General features: G+C 52.0%; 4 protein-coding genes and 1 pseudogene. 4 read left to right on the top strand and 1 reads right to left on the bottom strand.

What is annotated here, in order from left to right:
- Positions 1-307 (top strand): annotated as a pseudogene (locus WCA53_RS23100) (hypothetical protein); the annotation flags it as partial.
- 4 nt (positions 308-311) lie between these two features.
- Entirely contained in the window at positions 312-836 is a 525-nt protein-coding gene (locus WCA53_RS23095; protein WP_423915942.1) for a hypothetical protein, read from the top strand.
- A gap of 60 nt (positions 837-896) precedes the next feature.
- On the opposite strand, the gene WCA53_RS23090 is transcribed toward WCA53_RS23095, so the two are convergent.
- Entirely contained in the window at positions 897-1,010 is a 114-nt protein-coding gene (locus WCA53_RS23090; RefSeq protein WP_423915944.1) for a SymE family type I addiction module toxin, read from the bottom strand.
- Positions 1,011-1,244: 234 nt separating this feature from the next.
- Here WCA53_RS23090 and WCA53_RS23085 point away from each other — a divergent pair, with 234 nt between their 5' ends.
- The gene (locus tag WCA53_RS23085) at positions 1,245-1,520 is read left to right on the top strand and encodes a hypothetical protein (protein ID WP_423915940.1); all 276 of its coding nucleotides are present in this window, start codon (positions 1,245-1,247) and stop codon (positions 1,518-1,520) included.
- 401 nt (positions 1,521-1,921) lie between these two features.
- On the top strand, positions 1,922-3,584 hold a 1,663-nt coding region (locus tag WCA53_RS23080), incomplete at its 3' end, for a tetratricopeptide repeat protein (RefSeq protein WP_423915937.1).

Raw genomic sequence — 3,584 nt, 5'->3', positions numbered from 1 at the left:
GCTATCGGGAGGCGACTTTAAGACCAATGTAGCGGCGGCTCCGGCTCCCGCTACTGTGCCCAAGTTTGATAGAGTGGCGTTCACCATGCCGGCGACAGCGGCGGGCGATGCGATTCAGGTCGCGGGTGTGAAGAACGGCGACACTATGGGTGGCAATCTCCGTGAAAATAAGCAGTTCCAAGACGTCGTTGTGAGGCTTCGCTTAGACAAGTCTCAAGCCCAAGAACTGCATGGTGTAATTACCAAACAAGGAATGGACTACGACGAGATACTTCGAATTGGAACAGACATGTTTGGTAAAAAGTGAGCGAATGCAAATGCACAGCGTGGAAGAGATTTTTGCTCCATTGATAGGAAAGATTGCCTTTTCCCTTACACAAACCCATGGAAGTTATTTTTTTATTCAGTTTGGAGATCCGTTTCTACGAATTCGCGAGCCAATTGAACCAAAGCACGCGATCTCAGCAAAATCGAAGACGCTTCTCCGCAGACGCCAAGTATTGGTAGTCGGGACCTGGTCGATCCTTGTTCAGGATTGCAATTGGTCGCTGACGAACGAGCAAAAAACCGTCTGTCAGGCGGATGCGCCGGAGGATATGGAGAACCTGTTTCGGGGTGTTGAGGGGCAATATCTTGTTTCCGTACGCTGCATCGAGGAAACGAAGTCATGCACTCTGGAATTTGATATGGGTGCAAGTCTAAGCTTGTGGCCGAGGCCCGACGGGGATCCTGATGAAGATCAATGGCGGCTTCATTACAAGGATAGATCGTCTGTGGGTTATACAAACGATGGCTCGATCGCGGTTGAAGCGAAGAAGGATCCAGACAAAACCTAAGGGATTGCTAAGTAACGCTATTGCATAAACGAAGGGCCGCGTGAGCGGCCCTTCGTTGTTTTAAGTGGCGGTAATGATGAGTTTGCCGTGCACGACGGTGATACGTGCTTGCTGACCGGGGAGGAATCCGGCGTGTTCGATCCAGAGCCCGGAGAGCTTGATCGAGGGATACAGCTTCGGCGGCTTGTTCGGGTGTGAGATTCAGGTTCGATAGCGAAGAGACTGTTGAACCTTGACGGAGCGTTCGGGAAATCCAGAGGCTGCTTTATGATTGGCATTAGCCATGGTCAACTCCTGCAGGACACGTGTTCAAGAAGCGAGTCTGCGTCGACGGACGGGGCGAGCGCAGCGGATTGCGCACGCTGTCCCAGACGCTGCCTGCAGGCGAGTTAAGTGAGGTAGAGGGCGATGAGTGACAAACTGTTGAACGTGCTGCACGAAACGGCGCAAGGGTTACACCAGGCTGGAACGATGGACGCGGTGACGCTGTGGGAGTTCGATGCGCTGTGCCTGCCGCCGGCCAAGGACTACAGTGCGGCGCAGATCAAGCGGCTGCGCCAGCGCGGCAAGGCGAGTCAGGCGGTGTTCGCGACCGGTCTGAACACTAGCATCGACGGTCCAGAAACGGGAGCAGGGCCAGAAGCCACCGAATGGGCCGTCGATGAAGCTGCTCGACCGGGTTGACCGTAAAGGTTTGGAAGCGATGTTAAAGGTTCTTCCTGAATGTGCGCTGAACAGCAGGGAAAGGGGGGCGACTCGTACTTGTCCGCAAGGCAAACGCGAAGGACGGCTTAGGCTCCGTATCCGTGGCGTTACGCGGCAACAACGGTTACGCCGAGCATTGCAAGGCACAACTTGTTTTGAGATGCGAACTAATTCAAACTCGCGTCTTGAAAAGCTCCCGCCTGACCGAGATACACTAATAGATCGAAGTGCTAAATTGTTTTAATTTCAATGTACTACATGCGAAAAAAATGGGGCGTGGGGAGGAGAGCGCCGCCGACACGTCAGTAAACCTTGGTATGCGAGTGGCCTACTGCCGAGATAAAGCGGGTCGTCATTAACTAATCATAAAATATACGGCAATGAAAAATTATCTACTCATTTTGGCTGTAATTTTTTGCCAAGCATGTACTGCGATATCGGATAAACATGCAACGCCGGATAATACGCCAGCAAACTTAGCGGACGCCAGTGCGTTATACAAACTAGCGCTGAATTATGAAGCCGGCAACGGCGTTCCACAAGACATGGACCAGGCTAAAATCAGGATAGAGCAGGCAGCGGAAAAAGGACTGGCGCAAGCACAGTATGCGTTGGCATCGCTGTATCTAACGGGGCATTCATTGAATGACGATCGAGTCGCGATCCGATGGTTTCAGGTGCGAACTGACCAGAGTTATGCAATGGCGCAGTCTACGTTCGGCTGGAAGAGCGAATATTCGGAAGATATGCCTGCGGAAATAGACGGTAAAATATTCAGGAACTACCTCTTGGCGGCACAGCAAGGCTACGCCAAGGCGCAGTTTGCGGTGGGATGGCTTTATCAAAACCTCGGCAACGCGGAGCATGCGGTTTACTGGTACCGGCTGTCCGCCGATCAGGGAAATATGGCCGCTGAAAATAGAATGGGTTTTTACTATCTCGCAAACCAGGACTATCCAGAGGCCTTAGAGTGGTTTAAGAAGTCAGCCGGGCATGGATATGACTCGGCCCAACTAAACATTGGGAACATGTATTGGGATGATCAAGTCGGTAGGGGAAATAAAGAGGAAGCCATCCGTTGGTATCAAATGGCGGCAAACCAAAATTACCCAGTAGCACAGTACAACCTTGGCAACATCTACTGGAAAGAAGGCGACTATAAGGATACCTCGCGAGCGTTGCATTGGTTCCGTTTGGCGGCCGACCAGGGATACGCATCAGCGCAAGCCTACCTGGGCAGTATCTATGCTCAAGGCGAGGGAGTGCCGCAGGATACCGAGCAGGCTTTTCGCTGGCTGAAGCTGGCAATTGATCAAAATTCCGAATTTGCCCAAGCCACAATGTCGCGGATGTACGCTAGTGGAACCGGTGTGCCGCTCGATCTGCGCATCGCATTCCAGTGGGCACATCTCTCGGCTATCCAAGGGAATCCCGAAGCTCAATATGATGTTGGAAAAGCATACGCGTTAGGGCTTGGCGTTCCAAAAGATAGGTATCAGGCTGCAAGTTGGTTCAGTTTGTCAGCAGATCAAGGAAATTCCGGCGCGCAATTCTTTCTCGGTTCGTTGTATTTAAGCGGCGGCGATGGTGTGCCGGAAGACAAACCAAAGGCCTTAGCATTGATGCGTTTGGCTGCGGAGCAGGGAAATCTATCGAGCTTCTTTGAAGCGGGAGCACCGGAATTCGATTTGGCTGTCATTTATCTGATTGGAGACGGGGTGCCTAAAAACGGGCTCGAAGCGGTCAAGTGGTTCACCCTGGCAGCGGAGAAGGGCAATACGTCAGCGCAAAAATATTTAGGTGATATCTACAGATTGGGGGAAGTCGTTCCGCAAGATAAGCAACAGTCGCTTCATTGGTACCAACTGGCGGCCGATACCGGAAATGCGGAGGCACAGGTGAACGTAGGGCAGTTCTATATTGATGCTTTCGGCGTGACGAAAGATTATCGGCAGGCATTAAAGTGGGTTCAGCTAGCTGCCGATCAAGGTTTGGCTCTAGCACATACAAAGTTGGGCTGGATGTACATGAACGGGTATGGAG

Origin of the sequence: Caballeronia sp. (assembly GCF_049581465.1) — a bacterium.
Lineage (GTDB): Bacteria > Pseudomonadota > Gammaproteobacteria > Burkholderiales > Burkholderiaceae > Caballeronia.
This window is presented reverse-complemented; position numbering and strand designations above follow the sequence as displayed.

Bases quoted from the DNA above. Each gene is read 5' to 3' on its own strand.
- WCA53_RS23095 (WP_423915942.1), top strand. From the start codon at position 312: ATGCAAATGCACAGCGTGGAAGAGATTTTTGCTCCATTGATAGGAAAG.
- WCA53_RS23085 (WP_423915940.1), top strand. From the start codon at position 1,245: ATGAGTGACAAACTGTTGAACGTGCTGCACGAAACGGCGCAAGGGTTA.